This window comes from Pseudoalteromonas sp. 78C3, from assembly GCF_002836695.1.
GTDB lineage: Bacteria > Pseudomonadota > Gammaproteobacteria > Enterobacterales > Alteromonadaceae > Pseudoalteromonas > Pseudoalteromonas arctica.
Map to the genome: position 1 here is coordinate 14432 of NZ_PJAV01000138.1, position 25861 is coordinate 40292.

The 25861-nt window shown below is 39.2% G+C and carries 22 protein-coding genes; 11 read left to right on the forward strand and 11 right to left on the reverse strand.

All coding sequences use genetic code 11. From position 1 onward, the window contains the following. The 7 genes from CXF76_RS08530 to CXF76_RS08560 all read left to right on the forward strand — a co-directional run bounded on the left by CXF76_RS08530 (nt 1) and on the right by CXF76_RS08560 (nt 6747). Entirely contained in the window at nt 1–1239 is a 1239-nt protein-coding gene (locus CXF76_RS08530) for an NAD(P)/FAD-dependent oxidoreductase (RefSeq protein ID WP_024591749.1), read from the forward strand. After that, the gene (locus CXF76_RS08535; RefSeq protein WP_024591750.1) at nt 1227–1787 is read left to right on the forward strand and encodes a DUF3261 domain-containing protein; all 561 of its coding nucleotides are present in this window, start codon (nt 1227–1229) and stop codon (nt 1785–1787) included. Before CXF76_RS08530 ends, CXF76_RS08535 begins: the two co-directional genes overlap by 13 nt. After that, nucleotides 1784–2953 carry a beta-ketoacyl-ACP synthase gene (locus CXF76_RS08540; RefSeq protein WP_024591751.1) on the forward strand — a complete coding sequence of 390 codons (1170 nt, stop codon included), beginning with the start codon at nt 1784–1786 and terminating at the stop codon, nt 2951–2953. The genes CXF76_RS08535 and CXF76_RS08540 overlap by 4 nt, the downstream gene beginning before the upstream one ends. Continuing rightward, nucleotides 2946–3401 carry an ApeP family dehydratase gene (locus tag CXF76_RS08545; RefSeq protein WP_024591752.1) on the forward strand — a complete coding sequence of 152 codons (456 nt, stop codon included), beginning with the start codon at nt 2946–2948 and terminating at the stop codon, nt 3399–3401. Before CXF76_RS08540 ends, CXF76_RS08545 begins: the two co-directional genes overlap by 8 nt. Further along, the gene (gene fabG, locus CXF76_RS08550; protein WP_024591753.1) at nt 3398–4123 is read left to right on the forward strand and encodes a 3-oxoacyl-ACP reductase FabG; all 726 of its coding nucleotides are present in this window, start codon (nt 3398–3400) and stop codon (nt 4121–4123) included. The genes CXF76_RS08545 and fabG overlap by 4 nt, the downstream gene beginning before the upstream one ends. Next, the gene (locus tag CXF76_RS08555) at nt 4123–5352 is read left to right on the forward strand and encodes a beta-ketoacyl-ACP synthase (RefSeq protein ID WP_024591754.1); all 1230 of its coding nucleotides are present in this window, start codon (nt 4123–4125) and stop codon (nt 5350–5352) included. Before fabG ends, CXF76_RS08555 begins: the two co-directional genes overlap by 1 nt. Nucleotides 5353–5442: 90 nt before the next feature. Further along, nucleotides 5443–6747: a DEAD/DEAH box helicase gene (locus tag CXF76_RS08560; RefSeq protein ID WP_002958629.1), complete on the forward strand. Its 1305-nt coding sequence runs from the start codon at nt 5443–5445 to the stop codon at nt 6745–6747. A 30-nt stretch (nt 6748–6777) separates the two neighbouring features. Here the strand turns inward: CXF76_RS08560 and CXF76_RS08565 are convergent, their stop codons facing one another. Both CXF76_RS08565 and CXF76_RS08570 read right to left on the reverse strand, forming a co-directional pair. Further along, a complete protein-coding gene (locus CXF76_RS08565; RefSeq protein ID WP_101163451.1) occupies nt 6778–8277 on the reverse strand; it encodes an amidase family protein in 1500 nt (499 codons plus the stop codon). A gap of 95 nt (nt 8278–8372) precedes the next feature. Beyond that, entirely contained in the window at nt 8373–9980 is a 1608-nt protein-coding gene (locus CXF76_RS08570; RefSeq protein WP_024591756.1) for an NAD(P)/FAD-dependent oxidoreductase, read from the reverse strand. A 195-nt stretch (nt 9981–10175) separates the two neighbouring features. On the opposite strand from CXF76_RS08570, the gene fdxA reads away from it, so the two are divergent. The 3 genes from fdxA (at nt 10176) to CXF76_RS08585 (ending at nt 15212) form a co-directional block, all read left to right on the forward strand. Next, nucleotides 10176–10499 (forward strand): ferredoxin FdxA, encoded by a 324-nt coding sequence (fdxA, locus tag CXF76_RS08575; RefSeq protein ID WP_002958626.1) that lies wholly within the window; start codon nt 10176–10178, stop codon nt 10497–10499. Between the two features lie 136 nt (nt 10500–10635). Next, nucleotides 10636–12879 (forward strand): carbohydrate binding family 9 domain-containing protein, encoded by a 2244-nt coding sequence (locus CXF76_RS08580; protein ID WP_024591757.1) that lies wholly within the window; start codon nt 10636–10638, stop codon nt 12877–12879. Between the two features lie 578 nt (nt 12880–13457). After that, nucleotides 13458–15212: a putative bifunctional diguanylate cyclase/phosphodiesterase gene (locus tag CXF76_RS08585; protein ID WP_407072741.1), complete on the forward strand. Its 1755-nt coding sequence runs from the start codon at nt 13458–13460 to the stop codon at nt 15210–15212. Between the two features lie 63 nt (nt 15213–15275). Here CXF76_RS08585 and CXF76_RS08590 read toward each other — a convergent pair whose 3' ends face one another. From CXF76_RS08590 to CXF76_RS08620, 7 genes are all read right to left on the reverse strand, one after another. After that, nucleotides 15276–15977 (reverse strand): TorF family putative porin, encoded by a 702-nt coding sequence (locus CXF76_RS08590; RefSeq protein WP_024592113.1) that lies wholly within the window; start codon nt 15975–15977, stop codon nt 15276–15278. Nucleotides 15978–15986: 9 nt separating this feature from the next. Further along, nucleotides 15987–17204, reverse strand: a complete 1218-nt coding sequence (locus CXF76_RS08595; RefSeq protein ID WP_024591760.1) for a BCCT family transporter — start codon at nt 17202–17204, stop codon at nt 15987–15989. A 158-nt stretch (nt 17205–17362) separates the two neighbouring features. Then, nucleotides 17363–19030 carry a choline dehydrogenase gene (gene betA / locus CXF76_RS08600; protein WP_010553012.1) on the reverse strand — a complete coding sequence of 556 codons (1668 nt, stop codon included), beginning with the start codon at nt 19028–19030 and terminating at the stop codon, nt 17363–17365. Between the two features lie 11 nt (nt 19031–19041). Further along, nucleotides 19042–20505, reverse strand: coding sequence for a betaine-aldehyde dehydrogenase (gene betB, locus CXF76_RS08605; protein ID WP_024591762.1), 1464 nt, complete (start codon nt 20503–20505; stop codon nt 19042–19044). Nucleotide 20506: 1 nt separating this feature from the next. Then, the gene (gene betI / locus CXF76_RS08610; protein WP_101163452.1) at nt 20507–21082 is read right to left on the reverse strand and encodes a transcriptional regulator BetI; all 576 of its coding nucleotides are present in this window, start codon (nt 21080–21082) and stop codon (nt 20507–20509) included. A 409-nt stretch (nt 21083–21491) separates the two neighbouring features. Beyond that, on the reverse strand, nt 21492–21797 hold the full coding sequence (locus CXF76_RS08615; protein WP_024591763.1) for a hypothetical protein: 306 nt from the start codon (nt 21795–21797) through the stop codon (nt 21492–21494). After that, nucleotides 21797–22054 (reverse strand): DUF3081 domain-containing protein, encoded by a 258-nt coding sequence (locus CXF76_RS08620; RefSeq protein ID WP_024591764.1) that lies wholly within the window; start codon nt 22052–22054, stop codon nt 21797–21799. The genes CXF76_RS08615 and CXF76_RS08620 overlap by 1 nt, the downstream gene beginning before the upstream one ends. A 146-nt stretch (nt 22055–22200) precedes the next feature. Here CXF76_RS08620 and CXF76_RS08625 point away from each other — a divergent pair, with 146 nt between their 5' ends. Further along, nucleotides 22201–23481: a flavohemoglobin expression-modulating QEGLA motif protein gene (locus tag CXF76_RS08625; RefSeq protein WP_008169642.1), complete on the forward strand. Its 1281-nt coding sequence runs from the start codon at nt 22201–22203 to the stop codon at nt 23479–23481. A gap of 71 nt (nt 23482–23552) precedes the next feature. On the opposite strand, the gene CXF76_RS08630 is transcribed toward CXF76_RS08625, so the two are convergent. Then, nucleotides 23553–24356 carry a DUF1338 domain-containing protein gene (locus CXF76_RS08630; protein WP_024609188.1) on the reverse strand — a complete coding sequence of 268 codons (804 nt, stop codon included), beginning with the start codon at nt 24354–24356 and terminating at the stop codon, nt 23553–23555. 35 nt (nt 24357–24391) lie between these two features. After that, nucleotides 24392–25858 (reverse strand): succinylglutamate-semialdehyde dehydrogenase, encoded by a 1467-nt coding sequence (gene astD, locus CXF76_RS08635; protein WP_024609187.1) that lies wholly within the window; start codon nt 25856–25858, stop codon nt 24392–24394. Nucleotides 25859–25861: the final 3 nt, after the last annotated feature.

The window sequence follows — 25861 nt, forward strand, 5'->3', positions numbered from 1 at the left end:
TTGAATAACCTTGAGCAGTACGATGTTGTTGTTATTGGCGCTGGGCCTTCTGGTGCATTGGCTAGTAGTCTTTTAGTTCAAAAGGGATGGCGGGTACTGGTACTTGAACAGCAGGCGTTTCCACGTTTTTCAATTGGTGAAAGCTTACTGCCGCAATGTATGGCGTACTTAGAAGACGCGGGCTTAATCGATACACTACATAACAATGCAGCGGCTTTAGGTTTTCAGTTTAAAGATGGCGCTGCTTTTCATCGGGCAGGGCAAAATACAACTATAAATTTCACTGAAAAATTTACTAAAGGCCCAGACACTACGTATCAAGTGAAAAGAGCCGACTTTGACAAATTATTAGCAGACAAAGCACAAGGACAAGGCGTAGAAATCAGATATAAGCACACGGTGGTTGACTACTGTGATGAGCCAAATGGTGCATCATTAGTGGTACACAATGAGCAGCAGCAAGCTTATCGCGTTAATGCCCGATTTGTATTGGACGCAAGTGGCTTTGGGCGTGTATTACCAAAATTGTTAGATTTAGAGCTTCCTTCTAACTTTCCTGTTCGAAGCGCTTATTTTAGTCACTTTAAAGACAATATTAGTGATACAAGCTTCGATCGAAATAAAATTTTGATTACCGTACACCCTCAATATTCAGACGTGTGGTATTGGCTTATTCCCTTTAGTGATGGTACTGCGAGTATTGGGGTTGTGGCGCAGTCAGAGCGTTTTAATGATGATGAATCTAGCGATTTACTAAATCAATTTATAGAGCAAGACCCTTATTTAAAAACACTGTTAGCACAGCGTGAGTTATTAACTCCAGCAAAAAATATAAAAGGCTACTCGGCAAATGTGAGTAAGTTATATGGTAAGCACTTTGCTTTATTGGGTAATGCGGGGGAATTTTTAGACCCGGTATTTTCATCAGGTGTAACAATTGCACTCAAATCTGCAAATTTAGTTGCCCCACTTGTTGATCGCTATTTAAAAAACGAAGTCGTCGATTTTGACGCTCACTACGCACAGCCATTACAAGCTGGAGTCGATTGTTTTAGAACATTTGTAACAGGGTGGTACGATACGCGTTTTCAGGATGTGATATTTTACTCTGAACAAAATACTCAGGTGCGAGAAATGATTAGTGCTATTTTAGCGGGCTACGCATGGGATACAAATAACCCATTTGTTGCACAAAGTGAACGCCGTTTAAATGTGTTGGCTCAGTTATGTCAAAATTAATTAAGTATGTGGTGTGTAGTGTATTTATATTTGCTGTATTGAGCGCATGTACGAGTTTTACAGCATCTAAAAATAGAGTGTATCTATCACCTAATATTCAATTAAATATTAATAGTGTGCCAGCACAAATGTTTGATAAGTCTTGGCAGCATGTTTTGTATATTACGAATCAGCAAAACACACACACTGTATTTGCCCAATTAGCTATAAATGACAAAGGTGCAATTAAGTTATTGTTAATGACAGTGCAAGGCTTTCCGATTATGGAGCTTGAAAAACCTTTAAATGGCCCAGTAAAAACACGAAATATGCTGGCGGTAGAAGGGATAGACCCTCATTATATTTTAGCGGATATTGCATTAGTACATTGGCCAGTAGCATTTTTACAAAAGCAGTTAGAGGGTGCTTTAATAGAGCAGGTTGGCTCTAATCGGGAAGTATTTAACGATGAAGGTACATTTATCACCATTGACTATAGTGATGAGTCGACAACGTTGAACAATATTTTACATCAGTATCAAATAACATTTAAAAAGGTAGAACAGTGACATATTGGCTGAATGATTTAGGCATTGTGAGTGCGATGGGCATAGGCCAAGATGCAACCACAACAAGCTTAAATAAATATAACCCTGCAACTCCTTTATTAACTTTAAATAAAAGTTTAAGTGCTGAGCAAACTCCGCTGTATGTCGGGCAAGTTCAGTCTATTGCTTTATCAAATAATAAACGTATCAATACATTTATTGATCTAGCTTTAGAGCAGATTAAGCCAACCTTAGATAAACTTTCGCATATTGATAAGTCGCGTATCGCAATTGTAATGGGTACTAGTACATCAGGTATTCATGATGGCGAAAGAGCGCGTAAAAACTATGAAAGTACAAAACTCTGGCCTGATGACTTTAGTTACAGTGATCAAGAGTTAGCTACACCCGCTCATTATATTGCACATAAAATAGGGGCTCTAGGGCCTTGTTACAGTATTTCTACTGCGTGCACGTCGAGTAGCAAAGCGTTAATTAGCGCCCGAGCTTTGCTAAATGCTGATTTAGCCGATGTGGTAATTTGTGGTGGTGCGGATAGTTTGTGCCAATTAACAATTAATGGCTTTGACTCGCTCGCTTCTTTAAGCTCGGGTTTATGCCAGCCTTTTTCTAGCACCAGAGACGGCATTAATATTGGTGAAGGGGCCGCTTTATTTGTAATGACTAAAAATAAGCCAATAACAAATAACGGCATTATGTTACTAGGCAGTGGCGAAAGCTCAGATGCGCATCATATGTCAGCCCCCGATCCTAATGGGATGGGCGCCCAAGCCTCAATGGAAAAAGCACTAAAAAGCGCAAAGTTATCCTGTGGTGATATTGATTATATTAACGCTCACGGTACGGCTACTGTAAAAAATGACGAAATGGAAGCACTTGCAATTAATCGCGTGTTTGGCAACAATACCCCGCTTAGCTCAAGTAAGCATTTAACAGGGCATACTCTTGGTGCTGCAGGCGCCATTGAAGCCGGTATATGTTGGTTATTATTAAAAGACAGCGGCCAACATATGCTGCCGTATAACGCGATTAAAGAAGGCAGTGATTTGGCTGATATAAAAATAATAAAACAAGCGTTTAAGCCCGCTCTTAAATATTGCTTATCTAATTCATTTGCGTTTGGCGGTAATAATGCCAGCTTAATATTGGGAGTTAACGTTGACTAATTACCCTATAGAGCAAGTAGTCCCGCATGATGCGCCTATGATTTTAATAGATAGCCTTTTAACACACAGCGAAGATGAAGCTCAATGCGGCGTTACTATAACTGAGCAAAGCCCTTTTTTTAGTCCTGCAATTAACGGCGTACCTAGCTATATTGGTGTTGAGTACATGGCGCAGTCTATTGCCGCTTACGCTGGTGCGTTAGCGAATGATGAAAATAAACCTGTAAAAATTGGTTTTTTAATTGGCACGCGAAAGTATCAAACTTATCAACCGTGTTTTAAAAACGGCAGTAAGCTGACTATTGAAGTGAAAAAGCTATATCAAGAAGAGTCAGGTTTAAGTGTATTTGAATGCCAAATACTCGTGTGTGAAACTCTACTTTGCCAAGCAAAAATTAATGTATTTCAGCCTGAAAACCCGTTGGAATTTATAAGAGAAAATCAATGACAAAAAGAATTTTAGTTACGGGTTCAAGCCGTGGTATTGGTAAAGCTATTGCGTTAAAACTTGCTGAGCAAGGGTTTGATATTGCAGTACATTGCAGAGCGGGTGTTGAGCAAGCTCAAGCAACATGCGATGAAATTAATGCATTAGGTAGAACCACCAGTTTATTACAATTTGATGTATGCGACAGAGAGCAGGCCAAAGCACAAATAATAGAAGATATAGCTCAGCATGGCGCTTATTATGGCGTGGTGTGTAATGCAGGTATTACTAACGATATGGCATTTCCTGCTATGCAAGGGGAAGACTGGGATTGTGTAATACGTACAGGCCTTGATGGGTTTTATAATGTAGTACACCCAACTGTAATGCCTATGGTACAAAGCCGTAAAGGTGGGCGAATAATTACAATGTCATCGGTGTCAGGTATTGCAGGTAACCGAGGACAAGTAAATTATAGTGCAGCAAAAGCCGGTATTATTGGGGCCACTAAAGCACTTGCATTAGAATTGGCAAAACGCAAAATCACAGTTAATTGTGTGGCACCTGGTTTAATAGAAACCGCGATGACTGATGAATTACCTATTGATGAAATGATGAAAATGATACCCCTTAAACGCATGGGGAGCGTTAAAGAAGTTGCGGGAACAGTCGCTTTTTTAATGTCTGATGATGCAGCTTACATAACACGCCAAGTGATTTCGGTTAATGGTGGCATGGTTTGATTAAACGCGTTGTTGTAACAGGGATGTCGGTGGTCACTGCATTGGGCGATGATTGGTCTGAATTCAAACAAGCCTTAATTAAAGGCGAAAATGCTGTTGTTACTATGCCAGAGTGGGATATAGCTGACGACCTCAATACTCGTTTAGCCGCGCCAGTTAAACACTTTGAGCGACCAGGTCATTACAAACGAAAACAAATCCGTTCAATGGGGCGAGTGTCACTTATGTCAACTCGTGCTACTGAATGCGCACTTGAACAAGCCAAACTACTCGAGCACGAAAGTCTAACAGATGGCTCTACGGGTATAGCGTATGGCTCATCTACGGGCTCTACTGAGCCATTACTCGCCTTTGCAAATATGATGGAAACGGGGTCGATGTCAGGTGTAACAGCCACGAGTTACATTAAAATGATGGCGCATACTGCCCCTGTAAATGTTGGTGTGTTTTTTGGTTTAAAAGGGCGTGTTATAACAACAAGCTCTGCTTGTACATCGGGATCTCAAGGAATAGGCTTCGCCTATGAAGCGATTAAGTTTGGCCGACAAAAAATAATGGTGGCTGGTGGAGCAGAGGAATTATGCATCACAGAGGCTGCAGTATTTGATACGCTTTATGCAACATCTACAAAAAATGAAACACCAAAACAAACACCAAGACCTTTTGATAAAAATCGCGATGGCTTAGTGATAGGCGAAGGCGCGGGTACACTTATTTTAGAAGAATACGAACATGCAAAAGCGCGCGGAGCAACAATATTAGCTGAGGTGGTTGGTTTTGGTTGTAATTCTGATGGACAGCACGTTACTCAACCAACATCAAAAACAATGCAACTAGCGATAGAAATGGCACTGCAAGATGCCAATTTAGAACCAGAAAAAATTGGTTACGTTAATGCTCATGGTACATCAACAGATAAAGGTGATATTGCCGAGTCTCACGCAACGTTTAAAGCATTGGGCAGCAAACCTATTAGCTCGTTAAAAAGTTATTTGGGGCATACATTAGGTGCTTGTGGTGCAATAGAAGCATGGGCAAGCATTAATATGATGGCAGATAACTGGTTTGCACCAACAATTAATTTAGATAACGTTGATGACGAATGTGCTCAGCTTGATTACATAAGGCATCAAGGGCGTGAGATTAATACCGATTACGTGATGAGTAATAACTTTGCGTTTGGTGGTATTAACACCTCTTTAATATTTAAACGCTATAAAGTAGATTAAACACGTTAAAAGATAAGTTATAACTAACTGTTAGCTCGTTTTTACTGTATAATTTGCGACCCTTGATAATGTGGCCGTAGGTTATACAGCATGAATTTTAAATCTTTTAGTTTCGCTCCTGAAATCATCCAGGCGTTGGACGAACTTAACTATCACACCCTTACGCCCATTCAGCGCGCAGCAATTCCTGCTGTTCGTAAAGGTAAAGACGTTTTAGCCAGTGCACAAACTGGTACCGGCAAAACTGCCGCGTTTGCTTTACCTATCATCCAAAAATTGGTTGAGTCTGAACTCAGCACAACTAATGCACCTCATGCATTAGTACTTGCTCCAACGCGTGAACTTGCAGAACAAATTGCAAATAATTTTAGAGATTTTGCAAAGCATACATCACTTAAAGTCGTTAGCTTATTTGGTGGTGTTAGCACAGCCGGCCAAGCAAATGCTTTAAAAGAAGGTGTAGATATTGTTGTTGCAACGCCAGGTCGTTTATTTGATCATATTCGTTTAGGTAACTTAAGCCTTGCAAGTGTTAAGCACCTTGTTCTTGATGAAGCTGACCGTATGCTTGATATGGGCTTTATTGAAGATATGCAAAACGTTATTAAAAGCTGTGCAGAAGAGCGCCAGATTTTACTTTTCTCTGCTACATTCCCTGCAGCAATTAAACAATTTGCATCTAAAGTATTGAAACAAGCTGAAATAGTCCGTGTTGATCAAACTAACAGTACAGCAAGCACCGTTGAGCATGTTGTTTACCCAGTTGAAGAACGTCGTAAGCAAGAGCTACTTTCTGAATTGATTGGTAAGAAAAACTGGCAACAAGTGCTTGTCTTCGTAAACATGAAAGAAACAGCTGATGAGCTTGTTAAAGAGCTTAACCTCGATGGTATTCCGGCAGGCGTTTGCCACGGTGATAAATCTCAAGGTAACCGTCGTCGTGCTTTACGTGAATTTAAAGAAGGCAAGGTACGCGTATTAGTGGCTACAGAAGTCGCTGCTCGTGGTATTGATATTGATGGCTTACCTCGTGTAATTAATATTGATTTACCATGGCTTGCAGAAGATTACGTTCACCGTATTGGCCGCACAGGTCGTGCTGGTCGTCAAGGTCAAGCAATCTCATTTGTTAGCCGTGAAGAAGAAAACACTTTGTTTGAAATTGAAACGCTAATCGGCCAAAAAATCAAACGTGTATATTTAGAAGGTTATGAAGTAAGTAACCGTGAAGTACTCATTGATAAAATTGGTAAAAAACCAGCGCATTTACGCCGTACACGTTCTAACAAGTTATCAGGACAAGCAACCGGTGAAGCGAGAGCAGTAAATCGCTCACGTATTTCAAGCGTTCGTAAAAGCTTAAAAGGCGAAAAACTGTCACTTAAAAAGTCATAGTTAACGCCGTTTAGTTTAAAAAACCTGAGTTTACTCAGGTTTTTTTGTGCCTGGTGATAACACCTCATCAATAATATTTGCGTATACATAAGCCGCTTGCTCGTCCTCTTTATTTGCTATTATGGACAAACCAACCGGTAAACCACTTACTTTTCCGACCGGTAGGGTTATGTGCGTTGTGCCAGCAATAGCAGATAACGAACTACTACTGCCATTAAAATTATCACCATTAACTAAGTTTGTTTTCCAGGCCGGTGATACTGTAGGCGCTATAACAATATCAAGCTTGTTGTTTTTATATACATTAACAATGGCTGTCGTTGCTAAAGTGCGATAGCGTTCTTTAGTCTCCTGGTATTTTTGTTTGTTAGTTAAATCAATAGCCTGCGATTGAACTAGGATGTCTTGCTCAAAGTGGGGCATTTCTGTTTTTTTATTTTGAATATTAAAATTAATAAGTGCTTTTAGGCTTTTAACAGCCACTTGTGTTGGAGTGTTTGCGAGGTAATGATTAATTTCGGCTTTGAAGTCGTAAAGTAAAATATAGTATTCATCAGCAAATAGCGTATCTAAGTTATCAGTAATATCTACATTAATAACAGTGTGTCCAGCCTGTTGTAATGCTTGTAACTGCTTGGCATAAAGGCGCTGCGTTTCAACTGTAAATTTGTCGCTAGGCAGTGCACCAATAATAAGTGACGATTTTGATTTTATATTACCTGTTTTTAATTCAAACCCTGTAGTTGTTGCATCAAGGGAGTCCTCACCTTGCAAAACAGATAAAACCAGCAGCGAATCTTTAAGAGAATGCGCCATCGGCCCTACTGAATCTTGGCTACTTGAAAGAGGCACAACACCTGAGCGTGATACTTGGCCCATACTCGGTTTTATTGCATAAACTCCATTTACTGAAGCTGGGCACGTAATTGAACCGTCTGTTTCAGTCCCTAATGCTATGGGCGCAAAGTTAAGTGCTACCGCAACAGCAGAACCTGCGCTAGAACCACATGGGTTACGTGTTACATCGTGCGCATTATGTGTTTGTCCGCCTACGGCACTCCAGCCTGAAGATGAATAGGATGAACGAAAATTTGCCCACTCACTTAAATTAGCTTTACCTAAAATTATAGCGCCCGCATTACGTAGTTGTTTAACAACAAAAGCATCATTATTAGTAACGTTATTTTTAAGTGCTAAAGAGCCAGCCGTTGTAGGAAGTGTGCCTTTAGTTTCTATATTATCTTTAAGAAGTACAGGTATTCCATGTAATGGCCCAGCCCAAGTTCCATTGACGGCAAGTTCATCTAACGTTTTAGCTTGAGCAATCGCTGTAGGCTCTAAACTAATAACCGCATTATAGTGTGGATTAAGTTTATTAATTCGGTCTATATAATTTTGGGTGAGTTGCTGTGCATTAATAGAATTATTTTTATATGCACTGTGAATTTCATCGATGGTTTTTAGTTCTTGTGCTTTAGCGTTAAAAATTGCCAATACACTAAGCAACGAAAAGGTAAATGTTTTGATCATTATTGAGGTGCTTAAGGTGTTATTATTTTCTATACATTTAGCACAAAAAAGCCTCACAAAGTGAGGCTTTTCGATAAACAGCTTAAAAAAGAGGTTTAAGCGTTTTCTAGCATAGACAGTGCGACCGCTTCAGCCGCTTTAATACCATCAATACCCGCTGATAAAATACCGCCAGCGTAGCCTGCGCCTTCACCTGCAGGGTAAAGCCCTTTGGTGTTAATACTTTGGAATGTTTTATCACGCTTAATACTAATAGGCGACGAAGTACGTGTTTCAACGCCGGTTAATAAACCGTCGTTAGTTGAAAAGCCACGAATTTGTTTATTAAACGCTGGTATCGCTTCGCGAAGAGCATCAATTGCAAATTGTGGTAGCACTTTACTCAAGTCGGTTAACTTAATACCGGGTGTGTAAGAGGGTTGTACTTCACCTAAGTTTTCTGATGATTTACCTTTCAAAAAGTCGCCAATTAACTGGGCTGGTGCATCGTAGTTGCTACCACCAAGCTCATACGCTTGCTCTTCAAGTTTACGTTGTAAGTCTATTCCGGCAAGTGGATTACCTGGGAAATCTTGCTCCGGTGATATGCCTACCACAATAGCGCTGTTAGCGTTGCGCTCACTGCGTGAATATTGGCTCATACCGTTGGTAACAACGCGGCCCTCTTCAGAGGTTGCAGCGACTACTGTGCCACCTGGGCACATACAAAAGCTGTAAACTGTGCGGCCATTGTCGCAATGATGAACAAGTTTATAATCGGCAGAGCCTAAAATTGGGTTTCCTGCATTTGTACCAAAACGACATTCATCGATCATTGATTGTTTATGTTCGATTCTAAAACCGACTGAGAATGGCTTTGCTTCAACATAAATCCCCTTTTTGTGGATCATATCAAACGTGTCGCGTGCGCTGTGACCAACGGCTAATACAACATGGCGAGTGTTTAGTTGCTCGCCATTTGAAAGCGTTAAACCTGTTACTTGCCCGTCGTCTAAATGAATATCGTCAACACGTGTGCTAAAGCGAATTTCGCCGCCTAGTTCTATTATACGAGCGCGCATTTTTTCAATCATGGTGACAAGTTTAAACGTACCAATGTGTGGCTTACTTACGTATAAAATTTCATCGGGTGCGCCAGCTTCTACAAATTCAGTAATGACTTTACGACCGTAATGTTTTGGATCCTTTACTTGGCTGTATAACTTACCGTCTGAGAATGTACCTGCGCCACCTTCACCAAATTGTACATTTGATTCGGTATTAAGTGTGCGTTTACGCCAAAAACCGAACGTGTCTTTTGTACGTTCACGTACCTCTTTACCGCGCTCTAATATAATGGGATTAAAGCCCATTTGAGCAAGTAATAAGCCTGCAAATAAACCACAAGGGCCAAAGCCAATCACGACAGGGCGCTCTGTTATATTTTCGCTGGCTTGGGCTACAAATTTATAGTTTGTGTCTGGCGCTACTTTTACATGTTGGTCTTTTTCAAATGCTGCGAGTAAATCAGCTTCGTTATCTACTTCTATATCGAGTGTATAAATAAGTAAAATTGCAGTTTTTTTACGTGCATCATAACCACGTTTAAACACATTAAAGCTGTGCAATTGTTCTGGTTGGATTTTTAGTTTATTTACAATTGCTTGGCCAATTGCATCTTCGTCATGATCAAGTGGCAACTTTATTTCGGTTAAACGTATCATTTATATCTCTTTTAGGTGTCATAGCGGGTTTTTAATTACCGCTCACAATAAGGGGATGTAGGGCACAGTTGGTGTGCAAACATAAGGCGCGTATTTTACGTTAAAATAGGGTGATATGGCACTTATTTATTGTATTTTTGGGGTGGATGGGTATGATCCGCAGCTGTTATTTAAAATCTTAGGTATTAAAATAGTATGGCGTTTGTAGTTACCGAAAATTGTATAAAATGTAAGTACACCGATTGCGTTTCAGTGTGCCCAGCAGATGCATTTTTTGAAGGCCCTAATTTTTTAGCTATTAGCCCAATTGATTGTATTGATTGTGGCTTATGTGTCCCTGAGTGTTCAGCTGATGCTATATACCAAGAAGATGAATTACCAGAATCTCAAAAAGAGTTTACTGAATTGAATGCTGAACTTGCACTGGTCTGGCCGCGCATTACAGAGGTTAAACCTGCACCAGAGGACGCTGATGTATGGAATGGCATAGACGATAAACTTAAACTACTCGAAACATAATACGTAACAATTAGTTACTCCTTTATCATTAAATAGTTAATTTTTTATTTCAAAGTATTAACAAATGTACCTGGATAAATTACAATCCCCAGCTTAAGTTACTCCCTATGAGTAATTACAGTCTAAATGGATGTTTATGCAGTACTTTATAACTATAATAAAAAAGTTTACCTTCCTATTTTTAAGTTTCGTTTTATTACTCTCAAGCCTTGATGTAGCGGCTAGTAAACAGCAAGTATCCTTATCTCGTATTGATTCAAATATCACTATTGATGGTGTTATGGATGAAGCGCACTGGCAAAATGCGACACGTATACCTCTACTCTACCAAGATGAGCCTAACGAAAAAGGCACACCTCCTGTAAAAACTGATGCCTTTATTTACGAAGATGGCACAAACTTATATGTTGCCTTCATTGCAGAGGATCCAAACCCTGAACAAATTCGTGCATCACTTCGTGACCGCGATACGCTATGGGAAGACGACGTAGTCATTCTTGTTATTGATACATTTAATGATGAACGCAGTGGTTATGAATTTCATGTGAATCCCCTTGGTGCACAAGGCGATATAAGAATGACCGATACTGATGGATGGAGCTCAGATACCTCATGGAATGCTATTTGGGATAGCGCGGGACAAATTAACGAGAAAGGTTACATTGTTGAAATGCGTATTCCTTTTAAGGCACTGCGCTTTCCTGAAAATAAAAAAGAGCTAACGTGGGGTTTTTCAGTCATGAGAAACTACCAACGTGATGTTTTATATCAGCTATCAAATATGGGATTTGATAGAAATATAAAATGTAGCCTTTGTCAGTTTGATAAGTTAGTGGGTTTTAGCGATATTGAATCGAGTAAAAATATTCAATTAACCCCTACATTGACAGCACTTCGTAATGATAATAAATCTGAATTACCGGGTAACTGGGATAATGGTGATATAGATACCGAAGTGGGCTTAGATTTGCGCTGGGGTTTAACCAAGGACGCTGTTTTAAATGCGACTATCAACCCAGATTTTTCGCAAGTAGAAACAGACTCTTTAGAGCTCGATGTAAATACAACCTTTTCTATTTATTATGCTGAAAAACGTCCTTTCTTTTTAGATGGAGCTTCTTACTTTAAAAGCAGCTTATTTGAGCTTTTATATACACGTACAATTGCAGAGCCTACTTTAGGTGCAAAATTAACGGGTAAAACGGGTGATCATAGTTATGCGTTAATGCTCGCTGATGACGACAATAGTAATATTTTACTGCCAACGAATCAGGGCTCTGGCTTTGCAAGCTTAAACGAAAAAACGAATGCGGCCGCAGGGCGTTATCAATATGACCTAGGTCAGCAGGGTACTATTGGCCTTTCAAGCACGCACAGAGAAAGTGATGACTATCACAACACTGTATTATCAGTGGATGGTAGCTACTGGTTTAATCAATCGGATACTCTTTTGTATCAAGTATCATCTGCTGATACACGTAACTCTGAATTTTTAATTCAAAATTATAACTTATCTGAAACTCAGTCAGATGAAGCATATGCCCTGGAACTTACCCGCGATAAACGTGATTACAAATTATTTGCATCTTATGAAAATATTGGGCAGGACTACCGCACCGATTTAGGTTATCAAGCTAAAGTTGATTATGAAAAAGTAGGCTTTGGTGGCGGACAAACATGGTACAGAGATGAATCTGATTTACTTACCTCATGGTCATACGAAGCTGACTGGGATAAAACGTGGGCGCAAAACGGCGACTTACTTGAAGAAGAATACGAAGGCTTTTTAAGCTTTAAAGGCCAAAAACAATCTATTTTTGAAATTGGTTTAGTGCACCGTTATGAAAACTTTAATGGCAATTTTTACAATCAAAATATTGGTTATATTTACACAGGGTTCAAACCGACTAAAGATTTAAAGCTCACCTTATATACCGAATATGCAAGCCGTATTGACTATACAAATGAACAGCTTGGTGATGTGTTTAACGCTCAAACACAAGTTATATGGGATATTAACGACCACTGGCAGCTCGATGTAAAACATAACTACAGTCAATTAGACAACCCGCAAGGGAAACGTGTGTTTACTGCTAACTTGGTCGACTTTAGACTTCATTATAAATTTAGCATGCGTTCAATTCTTAAATTAATTTTACAATTTGAAGACATTGATAGAGACGAAAACGCCTACTTTTACCAAGTTAGTCAAATCAATAAAGACTATGGCAGCCAGCTTGTTTACTCATATAAAATTAATGCGCAAACACTGTTTTATTTGGGTTACTCAGATAGAGGTTACCAAGACGATTCTCTTAAAAATATTGAGCGAGATCAGCGTACATTTTTTACAAAAGTTAGCTATGCATGGCAGCTTTAAATAAAAATAATAATTGTACCTGCGATAGTTGTTACATTCCTAGGTTGTGTAGCAAGGCATGATTTTGAAGAATAATTTTAGGAAATGGTGTATTGAAGCATCGGGAATGTCAGAAAGGATTAGCAAATACAGATACTAAAGGCTGTAATGGTGTGGCCTAGATTGACGCGGAAGAAAAAACAAAAGAGAGCTTATCGACGGTATGTATTAAATTTTAAACAATTAGAACCTTTTTGTTTATTTTTGTTAATGCCACCTATACTATATATCAAATATAGTTAGTTAATCCGTTATTGTTACAAATTTTTGTTATTCTAATGGCTTAGGATTATATCAATGCTTGCGTAGTACTAAATGCAAGCGATATAATCCGCTTTTGGTAATAGGTTTAATAGGAGAAGCAAAATAGATGGATTTTTTTTATGAGTAAACTTAAACCGTTCGGTTTTATTTTTCTAATTATAATTCTATTTTGTTTTTGCATAAACATAGAATTAACGAATCAGATTAATCGTATAAATTTATTTAGTACTAGTGTTGATATACGAAGTTTCGAAATAACGAATACCACTCTTGATATGGCTCCTTGGTATAATCCGATCTTAAATGGCCACTATATAATTGAGCAGCCCACTGCTGACTTTTTGCTTATTAAAACCACTGACACCCAGTTTGTAGCTGCTGATTCAAGTAAGTTAATTATAATGACACTTGCATCACCTATTAATTTTTTACTTTTATGTATCTTAATATTTGGTTCTGGCCTGTACTTACGTAGAGAACGTAGGAAGCGTCATTATAAAAATCAAATAGCGGAGCTTAATCTTCAAGCCAATAGCTTACTCACTGCATTTAATTTGCAAGTAAAACCGGCAGAGAATCCTTTGGGTGTAAGCAGCTTAAGCCAATCAATAAATAGTTTAAATACGCATGTGGCTAATTATGTAAAACAAACACAAACCAGTATATGCCAAGACAAACTGACGCTATTAATTGACCGCCATGCTTATATTGAACATATCGACAGACAAATTAATCATGCGAATCAGGAAGATCTCAAGTGTGCACTCCTGTTTATAGACCTTGATGGTTTTAAACAAGTAAACGATTCGTTTGGTCACAGTTTTGGTGATGAAATATTAGTTCAAGTTGCTAGCCGACTTGCGAATGTTTTACGCCACCATAAATTAAGTAACATAAATAGTGCTAACCAATTAGAGCAAAACTTATCAAGGTTAGGAGGAGACGAGTTCTCCATTTTTATAGAATTACTTGATGATAGCGACAGAGTTGTTGAAATTGCTAAGCACGTGCTAAGTGAGCTTGAAAAAGACTTTGTGCTTGGCAATAAAATAGTAAAAATTAGTGCCAGTATTGGTATTGCGGCTTACCCAGAAAGTGCATCAACGCCTCAAGCGCTTTTACAATTAGCCGATGTAGCTATGTATAGAGCTAAAAGTGATGGTAAGGGAATATTTAAAGTTTACTCGCCAGAAATGGGTAACAAAATGCGCCGTTACCATTATTTACTTGAAGAGCTGCGTTTAGCGGTCGCTTGTAAAGATTTTTACTTATCTTTTCAGCCAATTGTGCATGTTGAAGATTGTATGATTGATTATTTTGAAGCGCTTACCCGGTGGGACCACCCAGTTGAGGGTATGATCCCCCCTTCAGAATTTATTCCAATAGCAGAGGAGTCTAATTTAATATTAGAACTTGGCGATTGGATTATGCTTGAATCATGTAGGCAAATGGCTGCATGGCACAATGCAGGTATGCGTAAAGTAAAAATATCAGTAAATGTTTCGGGCATTCAATTAAAGCACCGTGACATTTATGATTGGGTAATGAAGAAGCTCAAAAAAACCGGTTTACCGGCTACGTCTTTAATGCTTGAAATTACCGAATCAACATTTATTAAAGCCAGTCCTAAAATAATTAAAGAGCTAAGTAGGCTAAGAGAAGAGGGTATCACTATTGCTATTGATGACTTTGGCACAGGTTTTAGCTCGTTGAGCACATTAGCGGATTTACCAATAGATGTTATTAAAATTGATCGCTCGTTTATAGCTCAAGCTAATAAAAGCCAAAAATATAATGATATATTAAATACAATTAGTGAGCTTGGACAAAAGCTTGGCCTTAAAATTGTAGCAGAAGGCGTTGAAGAAATAGGGCAGTTTGAACTTGTTAAAAAAATGGGTGTGAGTTCTGTTCAGGGTTATTTAGTAAGTCGACCTGAGTCATCAGCTAATGTAGGTAATAAAGTATTACGCAATAACACTAGTAACCTTTCAGCATCGGGTACAAGTGCTTGGGATATAGTTAGTTAGTTTACAAATAAAAATGCCACTCTAAATAGAGTGGCATTTTTTGTTTAATCAGTAATTATTGTATTAAAGATCAAATGTGCGAGAAACGGCAAGTACGATACGCTCATCAGCATAATCGTAATCTAAGCTTGTGTTTTCAGCGGCCACTTCAATACCAAACCCTTCATAACTAGTTTGATATGCTAAACGGTAATGATTGTATGATTTTTTCTCGTTTACGTCCCACGCCCATTTTTGTCCATCAAGCGAGTTTGAAATATCAAAGCTTGCACGTAGTGCATGATTTGGAGCCAGCTCATAGGTGTGTGCAATCATTGAGATTACATGGCCTCCACCTTGACCAAAATAATCCCAGCTGTACCAAAAGTTAAGCTCAGTTTGGCCGTATTCACTTGCATAACCAAACTTAGTGTAAGCTTCAGCGTAGTTACCATCGCTGTTATTACCTTGATAAGTGTAATAAGCAATACCGTAGTCAACGCTCAATTGCTCATTAAGCTGCACATACTTACCTACATAAGCATCAAGTTCAAAATCAGTGTCATCACCAAAATCAACATTTGAAGCCCATACGCCTGCGTATACACCGCTATCAAAAGCATAGTCTAAACTGCCTTGAATAGCAGGATCGCTATCAGTTTGGCTCACACCGTTAAATGTATAATCAGAGGCTGCTGTGATTGTTGTTGACCAATCAGCAGCTGCGGTTGTTGATAAAAGTGCAAATGGTAGTGCTACTACAAGTTGTTTTAGTTTGTTATTCATTGTTTATCCCTAGTGTACAGTGTCTATTTTTGTGTAATCAATTTTATTTTCTTTTGGTGAACTATCAATATTCGTTACTGTTTTAAATTTGTTATAGCCAATAAATGCGGCACAAACAAAGAACAAACCAATGACTAACGCGCCTACCCATTGAATTTGTAAAAATTCTAATTTAAACAATAACGTAAGTAGTGATAGAGCAACAACATTTCCGATCATGTATTTCATTTTGCCAAAACGCTTTACGGTAAAGTTTAGGTTATCTGTGTATAAGCGCACTAACGAATCAAGTGAGTTAATTACAAATACAATACCTACAAACACCATCGCAAAGTTTTTAATTCCCTGAGTCGAAATGCCTGCTTCGTGGTATTGGTATAGCACGCTAAACCAGATTGCAATTGGAATTGAAGGAAATATTAACATTGCACCAAGTACTTGGTATGTTTTAAGACCCCCGACAAAACGTGATGTAAATTGACCAATCATTATGCTCCACGCAAACCACCAAAATAAATAAAACTCATGATAGTCATTAAGTGGTAAAACAAATTCATTAAGATTAGCGAAATACGTTCCGATTGATCCTAGGTTATCTGTAAATGCTGACATCTCATTGTCGCCCATTGCAAAAGCGCCAACCCACATAAAGGCAATCAATGCTAAAAACAGCCACGTAGTAGAAATACTTAAAATACGAACATATTTAATATCTGTACTCGAGTACACAGCAAAACAAATAGCAGCGAATACGATTAGATAAAACTCAGGAGCTACACTTGAATCATCAGCCAATCCAGGTAAATACCAAGATAAATTGTTCAATAATAAATAAGCGGTGAATGCGCATGTACCAATAATTACAACATTATTGATAAATTTAACCCAAGGAATTTCGAAAAATTTCACTTTAGGTTCTATTACACAGAAATAAAAGCACGTAAGAAAGTAAAATCCCCAGATCAAAAATCCCCAGTAGCCAAACTCAATAGCCAGTGGATTTGCAAACGCGTATTCTGGGCTTGCTTTTATGTCTGCATAACCTGCAAACTCAGTTAAAGGAAACATTATAAGACCTACATCAAGGCCTGACGTAAATAGTATAGCGATAAAAGTAAACGTTTTTACCGGTGTTACACCTACTACGCGAACATTACCCCATTTAAGTAAGATAATAATAACCGCTAGTAAAGTAAAAATGATGCCAGCATTAAGCCAAATAGTCATTGTTACCCTCCAGTAATGAATAAAAATAATTCATAAGCACTCCGTATTTTATTGTTTTATTCTCGCATTAACACAACGTAACCTATTTACATCGTGTGCCACTGCAAGGCACGCATTGGTTTAGCCCGACGAGACCAAACCTAAGCATGTGGCTAAAGTTAGATCTCCGTACTACGTTGTGTTTCTTGCCAGTTTGTTGTTATGGCAACATTCACATCCGATTTCTGTAATGGTTCTTTACCTAAAATTATGTCAGCTGCTTTTTCGGCAACCATAATAGTAGGCGCATTCAAGTTTCCGTTAGGAACTGTTGGGAATATAGATGAGTCAACAACACGTAGTCCTTCAATACCATGTACTTGCGTATTTGAGTTAACAACGGCCATATCATCCTCACCCATTTTGCATGAGCAAGAAGGGTGGTAGGCACTTTCTACGGCTTGGCGTACAAAGGCATCTATTTCTTCATCTGTTTGAATATGTTTACCAGGTTGAATTTCTTCATCGCGGTATTCATCAAAGGCACTTTGTTCGATTATGTCGCGTGTTAAGCGAACGCACGCTCTGAAGCCTTCAATATCGTCTTGGTGTTCAAGGTAATTAAATAAAATGGTTGGTGGTTGCTCAGGGTTCGCAGAAGCAATAGTGACACTACCGCGACTTTTTGGTTTGTTATGACCAACATGTACCTGAAAACCATGACCTGCAAATGCACTTCTACCATCGTAACGCATAGCCGCTGGTAAAAAGTGATATTGAATGTCTGGCCATTCAACACCTGGTTTTGAGCGAATGAACGCACACGATTCAAAATGATTCGTTGCACCTAAACCCGAACGCGTTAATAACCAGCGCGCGCCAATCAAACCTTTTGATACAATGCCTAGCTTGCCGTTAAGTGTGATAGGTTGCTTACACTTGTATTGAAAGTAAAACTCAAGATGATCTTGTAAGTTTTGACCAACACCTGGTAAATGATGCTGTACTTCAACGCCTGCTTTTTCAAGCACTTGAGTATCACCAATACCAGAGAGTTGTAAAATATGTGGAGAGCCAATTGGCCCTGCACTTAGTACAACGTCTTTTGCAGCATGTGCAGTTTTAACGTCGCCATTTACTTTGTATTCAATGCCAGTGGCTTTTTTGCCATCTAAAATCACGCGTTGTGCTAGTGCACCTGTAATAATTGTTAAATTACTACGTGATTTAACAGGGTCTAAATACTCACGAGAAGCAGAGCTGCGCACGCCGTCTTTTACGGTCATGTGCATTGGGCCAAAACCCTCTTGCTGCGACGCATTATAATCATCTGTAGAAGCGTAACCGGCTTGTACACCTGCTTTGATAAAGGTGCGGTAAAGCGGGTTTTTCATTTCGTTGCCGTTATTAACGCCAAGCGGGCCTTTGCCACCACGGTAAGTATTTTCACCAAGGTAAAAGCTTTCTGCTTTTTGAAAATACGGTAAACACGATTGGTAATCCCAACCGTTTGCACCGTGTTGCTGCCATTCGTCAAAATCTTTTGCGTGGCCACGTACATATACCATGCCATTAATAGATGACGAGCCGCCTAACACTTTGCCTCGAGGACAATGCATCTCACGGTTATCTAAATGAGGCTCAGGCTGCGTATGAAACTGCCATGCGTATTTGTCACTATTCATAGGAATAGATAACGCGGTTGGCATTTTTATAAAAATACTTTTATCGCTACCGCCAGTTTCAAGTAGTAACACGCGGTTACTTGAATCTTCAGATAAACGGTTTGCTAAAACACAACCCGCCGAACCCGCGCCAACAATAATATAGTCGTAATGATTACTCATAGTAGGGCGCCTTAAAATGGGCTTTCTATGTCGGCCATACCAACATAAATAGACTTAGTTTGCGTGTATTGATCAAGAGTTTGTATACCATTTTCACGGCCAATGCCCGATTGCTTATAACCGCCAACTGGCATTTCAGCAGGTGAGTTACCGTATGCATTAATCCAACAAATACCGGCTTGTAACTTATGAATAACGCGGTGCGCACGTTTAATATCGCTAGTAAATACGCCTGCGGCTAAGCCTAGGTGAGTCCCGTTAGCGCGTGCAATAACATCGTCTTCGTCGTCAAAAACAAGCACGCTCATTACAGGGCCAAATATTTCTTCTTTAACAATAGTCATGTCGTCATTACAATCAATAAACACAGTCGGTGCCACAAAATAGCCATTTGGTGCAGATTTAGGTGAAAGCGTTGTACCACCGGTTAATAGCGTTGCACCTTCTTCAATACCTTTATTAACGTAGCTCATTACTAGTTCTTGGTGCTTTTTAGAAATAAGTGCGCCAAAGTTAGTATTTAAATCTTGTGGGTCGCCAGCAATAATGTTTTTCTCAGTGCGCGCTTTAAGCTCATCAATAAACTGCTGATATACATTTTTATGAACGTAAATACGTGTACAGTTAGTACAAATTTCGCCTTGCGTATAAAAGTTACCTAACATAGCAGCACTAACCGCTTGCTCAATGTTGGCATCATCAAATACTAATAGTGGAGATTTACCACCAAGTTCCATCGTGACATCTTTTAAAGTACCGGCAGCACTTGCTACTACTTTTTTACCTGTGCCTACTTCACCCGTAAATGATACTTTATCAATATCGCTATGCTGCGTTAGCCACTGGCCTACATCGCCCGCGCCTTGAACAACATTAAATACACCTGCAGGTACGCCAGCTTCAACAAAGACTTCTGCGAGTTTAAGTGCGCCCAGTGGTGTTTCTTCTGATGGTTTAAATATAAATGCATTACCAGCTGCAAGGGCAGGGCCCGACTTCCAACATGCAATTTGTAGTGGGTAGTTCCATGCACCAATACCCGCACAAATACCTAATGGCTCTTTACGTGTGTAGTAAAAGTCATCACCAACCATTTGTTGTTGGCCTACTTGTGCTGGCGCAAGGCCTGCAAAGTATTCAATTACATCAGCGCCGGTTTCAATATCAACACAATTTGCTTCTTGCATTGGTTTACCGGTGTCGAGTACTTCTACAAGTGCTAGCTCATCGTTGCGCTCGCGTAAAATAGCCACTGCTTTTAATAAAATGCGGCTACGTTCAATGGGTGTCATTGCTGACCACTGAGCAAAACCTTGCTTTGCACTGGCAATGGCTGCGTTTTGAATAAATTCGTCGGCAATTTCTACTGCGTAAATAACCTCGCCCGTTGCTGGGTTTGTTACATCAAATGTTTTGCCGTTCTGGTTTGCAAGAAAATGGCCGTTAATAAAATTTTGATAGACAGGTGTAGTCACGCTAGGCTCCATATTGCTTGATAAGTGAAAGTACGTAGCTTTTTGCTAACTTTTCACTGTGTTTAAACTGATTATTGTCTGATTTACTCAGTACTGCTCTTAACCATAGGCCATCGATCATTGCGGCGCTAAGTTCTGCAGCTTGCTTTGCTTGCTCAATAGGCATTAATTGCTTAAAAGAAAATGCTAAATTACTTTGCAAGCGTTTACTGTTTACGTTTTGTAGTCTGTGTAATTCTTCATCATGCATCGATTGCGCCCAAAAACTTAACCACGTTCGGGTTGTATCATTACGCTGTTGTACAAGCGCAAAGTTGGCTTCGATAATAAACATTAAACGCTCAGTGGCAGTGGTTTGATGATTTACTTTACTTATTAAGCCTTGTTTTAAGCTTGTTAGTAAGTATCTAACAGTGGCTTCAATTAACCCCTGCTTACCACCAAAATAATGACTAATAATACCTGACGATAAACCGGCATTTTTACTAATGCTGTTTATAGTTGTGCCTTGTAGTCCATTAGTTGCAACTGACTCTATAGTCGCGTCAATTAGCTGCTGACGTCTGACAGGTTCCATTCCGACTTTAGGCATAATTTTTATTAATTGAACGTTCAATAAACATAAGCTTAAGGTAATAGCTCTAACAATTCAAGGCTGAAGTAAATATCTAGATGCCAAAATGTAGATTAATCATTAATAAAAGCGCAACTAATGCGATAAAGAAGATAAGGTTTTACTTTGTTTTATTTTATTTAAAACAAAGGCTTGTGAATTTTATTTTGAAATTAAATAATAGTAATGATTTGTTTACAGCAACAAATGAATAAAATGTTCAATAATCATTAGTGCAGTAATAGTTAGAGTACTAATGGTATTAATTTAATGCAAAAGGGCACTAAACCTGCAATTGCTTAGTGCTCTAATAAATTTATATAGAGAGTAAACTTTGTAGTTTTATCGTTTTAAAGCGCTTGGTTTTGAAAGGTCAGGCATTATTAATAACGCCTTTAAAAAGTAGGGGGTAACGTCTTAGTCTATTGCCAATATAGTCATCAGCTAAAATTTGCTGGCAAATAAAGTCTATATCTTTGCTTGCTTCAAAAACCCAATCAAAGCGCTCTATAGCCAGTAAAAAACCACGCTTTAAATGAGTTTGAGCACGGTACTGTTCTAAATTGTCTTGAATAATTGAGACTTTGCTTGGATCAGCTCTAAGCTCTTCTACTACTTGGTTTATAAAAGTAGTATTGAGCTTACTGGTAGGGCGGTGTCTGCGTTTTCGTGGGTGCATTAGCTCTCGTTTGCAATGTTATATAATTTTTTCAAAAAGTCGTCTTTATGCTTTTCATGTTCGTAGTCAAGGTGGTAAGTATTATGAAAACCAAAGCGCAGTTCAACGCCGCTACCTTGTAGGTATACTGTGTAGCCATCTACGTCTGAATAAGCAGTAACACCTTGATAATGCTTGCCTTCATTAGTCATTTCACCTTTTTGAATTATACGTTCATATACGGCTAAAATCTGTTTATTGTCGATTTCGTTTTTCATGTTTTATGCCCTTCGTTTAGTAACTCATACGATACAGATATGAGGGTCGATCATCTTAAAAACAATAGCTAAAAAAGTGTGATATTGCTTTGTAATTTCGCTTTTTTAAATTATGCTCAAAACTCATTTATTGTTGAGCTTAGAGCATGATAGACAAGGCGTTACTACTAAAAACTCGTGAGTTATCGGATCAATTAATTGCATTGCAAACTCCAATTAGGATACTCGATGCTATTAATTGGGATAAACAAACTAAAGAGGAGTTTTTTAGACAGAAATGTCAAAAAAACCCACTCATCGATCGTGCATATTATCAACAGCGCGACCTTGGTTTTGTACCTAGCGAGTTACGCCAGGCATTTTCTACTTTGCACCGTAACATTATTAACCAATTGGGGCAGTTAAATCCGATTGCTCAATATATGGGAAAAATGTGCACCGAGTATAAAACGGTATTAAGTATGCTTGAGTATCGTGGAACGCCAGAGTTTCATGACTTATCAGTGGAGTTATTTGGACACCCTAAAGACTTATTCCATGCTGGTGAGCCCTCACTTTCTGAGCTAGCTAATATGCTAGATAAACCGCTGCAAAATTTACTTATAGCCGACATACTGCCTGACGACCCTAAAAATATTGATGCTGTTGATGCTGTGCGTATTTTGTCTGAGCAAGTAAATGCCAGTATGGCAGGCATAAATGTAGAGGTAATGCTTAGCGATGGTATTGTTAGTGATGCAGCCGCAGGTGCTAATAATATAAAGCTTAATCAAGATGTTAAGTTTTCTCAGCGTGAACTTGATATATTGGAAGTTCACGAAGGGTGGATACACGTAGGTACCACTCAAAATGGTTTAGCACAGCCGTATTTAACATGTTTGAGTAAAGGCACGCCTAGCTCTACTATTACCCAAGAAGGCCTAGCGGTATTAACCGAAATTATTACTTTAAAATCGACCCCAAGGCGCTTATCTAAATTAGTTAACCGTATTCAGGCCGTTACAAAGGTAATAGATGGCGCTGAGTTTGTAGACATTTACCGTGATTACGTAGCGCAAGGTTTATCAAAAGATGACAGCTACACACTCGCGCAGCGTGTATTTAGAGGCAGTACGCCAACAGGTTTGCCTTTTACAAAAGATATTGCCTACATTAAAGGCTTTGTATTGGTTTATAACTTAATACGCGTTGCAATACAGCTTGGTCGAATAGATAGACTCCCTTTATTACTGGTAGGTAAAATATCGATAGATGATTTTAGATTAATATCGCAGCTTCATGATTTAGGTGTAATTGAGAGCCCACAATTTGTGCCACCACACTTTAAAGACTTACGCGGTTTGGCAACTTGGTTGAGCTTTGGCCGCTTTATTGGCGATTTATCGTTTGAAAAGTTAGAAAACGATTATAAACCGTTATTTTTATAATTAATCAACATAACCTACCTACATAAAAAAAGCCCATAACGGGCTTTTTAAATAAAGTACTTTAGGTTTTGCTATCGAGCGTTGGTGCTTTCAAATATTTTGTCAGCTGAGGCTGCAACAAAACCAGTATAAAGCTCACCGTCGGCTTTAGGGTAACGAATAGCAAACTCATAAAAACAGCTAGGGATGCTCATATCACCGTCACTAAAGGTAACAGAGTATTCATCAGCAAGTGTTGACGATTGCTCTAGTAACACCTCTGGTGAGCCTTTAACTTCGCCGCCTGACGTATTAAGCGAAAAGCCGGCGTCTTTTAGGGCTTGGTTAACATCATGAATGTTATCAAACTTAGCAAGCGTATTAATATTTACGGTAAAGTGATTGGCGCGGTAACCCCACGCCGACATCCACGCTGCATATTCACTTTCAGCTAGCAGCTGCTTATAAGTATCGGTGCTTACTTGCCAATGCGTGCCTGAATACAAAAAGTTATCAGCTGTTACTGCGCTTTCGTCAATTTGGCTTACCATATCGGTTACGATAGCTTGTAACTCTGGCGAGCATTTTTCAACTAATAGCTCAGAAATAAACACTTTTGGCTGATTAGGATCGCTATGCTCGTAGTGCTTTGCATAGAGTTTTTTAGCTTCAAAATGGTACTCACCACATTCTTTGTAACCAATAGCTAAAAAGTGAGCAGCGAGCTTTTCAAGACCCACTTTTTCAATATTAAACGTACGCAGCGCAATATGATCGTTAATAATGTCATTTTTTTGCGTTGACCCTAAAAGGTCATGAATTTTGACTGCCGATGGTGTTACGTTTAAGTAGTTTTTCCAAAGGCTCTCAAATAATGTGTTTACATCAGTATGCATGTTAAATCCTTAAATCTAAAATTTTGGTTTATTACTTATTCAATTATCAAGCCTGGCGCTAGGGTTTGCGGTAAGCTCACTTTGTCTGACTCAACAGATGCCACAGGGTATGCACAATAATCAGCGGCGTAATAGGCACTTGCTCTGTGATTACCACTGGCGCCAATACCGCCAAATGGAGCTGCACTAGAGGCACCCGTAATAGGGCGGTTCCAGTTAACAATCCCTGCACGAATGCGCTTTAAAAAGTGAGTGTAATCATCTTCACTGTCGCTAAGTAAACCTGCAGATAAACCAAAGCTTGTGTTGTTAGCTTCAATAATTGCGCTGTCAAAGTCGTTGTAACGATACACTTTGATAAGCGGTCCAAAATGCTCTTCATCTGGCATGTCGGTAATGTTTGTTACATCAATAATACCCGGGCTTACAAAACCGGTGCCTGATTTTAATTGCTTAAGTTCAACAAGGATTTGCGCGCCTTTTGACACTAATTCACTTTGCGCAGCGACCATACCCAGTGCTGCTTTTTCGCTTATCATTGCACCCATAAAAGGCTGCTCTGTAGCAAAACTGTCGTCTACAACTATGTTTTTAGTCGCGCTTATTAGCTTTTCTAAAATAGCATCGCCATTGAGCGATTTTTCAATAAATAAGCGGCGTGCACATGTACAGCGCTGACCTGAGGTAATAAAGCCTGATTGAATAATATCGTGCACAGCAGCGCTTACATCACTCACATCTTTTACAATAAGAGGATTATTACCACCCATTTCAAGTGCTAAAATTTTGCCAGGGTGTCCTGCAAATTGCTTATGTAGTAAGTGACCTGTGTTTGAGCTACCGGTAAAAAACAATCCATCTATGTCTTTGTGAGAGGCAAGTGCTTTACCTGTTTCAATTTCACCTTGCACAAGGTTAATAACACCTGCTGGTAAGCCCGCTTTTAGCCAAAGTGAGAGCGTAAATTCTGCAACGTGCGGCGTCATTTCTGATGGCTTAAATATCACGGTGTTGCCTGCTAAAATTGCAGGAACAATATGCCCGTTTGGTAAATGCCCCGGAAAGTTATACGGGCCAAAAATAGCCACAACGCCATGCGGTTTGTGTCTAATAAATGCTTTAGCACCTGGCATTGGGTTTTCGGTTGTACCGGTACGCTCATGGTATGCTTTTACAGATATAGCTACTTTGCCTGTCATTGCGCCCACTTCGGTGCGGGTTTCCCATAATGGCTTACCTGTTTCGCGTGCAATTATGGTCGCAAATTCTTCACTGTGTTCTTTTAATTGAGCTGCGAAGTTTTCTAAAATGGCTATACGCTCTTCAAGTGGTTTGTCTGCCCATTGTAATTGCGCAGCTCTGGCTGCTTTTATAGCTGAATCTACTTGATCAGCGTTTGCGCCATTGCCTTGCCATACCACATCGCCATTACTTGGATTGATCGACTCAAATGCTGGACCAAGGCCCACATGCCACTGGTTATTAATTAGGTGTGTATTCATAAA

Excerpts from the sequence above, each read along its gene's own strand:
- CXF76_RS08535 (WP_024591750.1), top strand. The coding sequence starts at position 1,227 with ATGTCAAAATTAATTAAGTATGTGGTGTGTAGTGTATTTATATTTGCT.
- fabG (WP_024591753.1), top strand. The coding sequence starts at position 3,398 with ATGACAAAAAGAATTTTAGTTACGGGTTCAAGCCGTGGTATTGGTAAA.
- CXF76_RS08560 (WP_002958629.1), top strand. The coding sequence starts at position 5,443 with ATGAATTTTAAATCTTTTAGTTTCGCTCCTGAAATCATCCAGGCGTTG.
- CXF76_RS08565 (WP_101163451.1), bottom strand. The coding sequence starts at position 8,277 with ATGATCAAAACATTTACCTTTTCGTTGCTTAGTGTATTGGCAATTTTT.
- CXF76_RS08570 (WP_024591756.1), bottom strand. The coding sequence starts at position 9,980 with ATGATACGTTTAACCGAAATAAAGTTGCCACTTGATCATGACGAAGAT.
- fdxA (WP_002958626.1), top strand. The coding sequence starts at position 10,176 with ATGGCGTTTGTAGTTACCGAAAATTGTATAAAATGTAAGTACACCGAT.
- CXF76_RS08580 (WP_024591757.1), top strand. The coding sequence starts at position 10,636 with ATGCAGTACTTTATAACTATAATAAAAAAGTTTACCTTCCTATTTTTA.
- CXF76_RS08585 (WP_407072741.1), top strand. The coding sequence starts at position 13,458 with ATGGCTCCTTGGTATAATCCGATCTTAAATGGCCACTATATAATTGAG.
- CXF76_RS08590 (WP_024592113.1), bottom strand. The coding sequence starts at position 15,977 with ATGAATAACAAACTAAAACAACTTGTAGTAGCACTACCATTTGCACTT.
- CXF76_RS08595 (WP_024591760.1), bottom strand. The coding sequence starts at position 17,204 with ATGACTATTTGGCTTAATGCTGGCATCATTTTTACTTTACTAGCGGTT.
- betA (WP_010553012.1), bottom strand. The coding sequence starts at position 19,030 with ATGAGTAATCATTACGACTATATTATTGTTGGCGCGGGTTCGGCGGGT.
- betI (WP_101163452.1), bottom strand. The coding sequence starts at position 21,082 with ATGGAACCTGTCAGACGTCAGCAGCTAATTGACGCGACTATAGAGTCA.
- CXF76_RS08615 (WP_024591763.1), bottom strand. The coding sequence starts at position 21,797 with ATGCACCCACGAAAACGCAGACACCGCCCTACCAGTAAGCTCAATACT.
- CXF76_RS08620 (WP_024591764.1), bottom strand. The coding sequence starts at position 22,054 with ATGAAAAACGAAATCGACAATAAACAGATTTTAGCCGTATATGAACGT.
- CXF76_RS08625 (WP_008169642.1), top strand. The coding sequence starts at position 22,201 with ATGATAGACAAGGCGTTACTACTAAAAACTCGTGAGTTATCGGATCAA.
- CXF76_RS08630 (WP_024609188.1), bottom strand. The coding sequence starts at position 24,356 with ATGCATACTGATGTAAACACATTATTTGAGAGCCTTTGGAAAAACTAC.
- astD (WP_024609187.1), bottom strand. The coding sequence starts at position 25,858 with ATGAATACACACCTAATTAATAACCAGTGGCATGTGGGCCTTGGTCCA.